Annotated in this window: 1 other RNA gene; it reads left to right on the top strand. The window is 59.6% G+C overall.

What is annotated here, in order from left to right:
- Positions 1-47 precede the first annotated feature (47 nt).
- Positions 48-172: non-coding RNA, RtT sRNA (locus tag ACZ3HG_RS25130), on the top strand.
- The last annotated feature ends 36 nt before the right edge of the window (positions 173-208 follow it).

Genomic DNA, 208 nt, shown 5'->3' with positions numbered 1-208 from the left:
CCTGCACGACCCACCAATGTAGAAAGGCGCCCTAAAGGCGCCTTTTTGCTATCTGTCACCCGGGCGGGGTTCGAACCTGCCGCAGGTTCAGGTCGAGCACAGCGAGACAGCGTTGCTGAAGGCAACGACCCGAAGGGCGAGGCAACGCCGAGTCATCCTGCACGACCCACCAATGTAGAAAGGCGCCCTAAAGGCGCCTTTTTGCTAT

The organism is Erwinia sp. PME.40.26/001, from assembly GCF_055556675.1.
The sequence above is the reverse complement of the archived record's forward strand: the minus strand, read 5'-3'. Positions and strand labels throughout refer to the sequence as shown.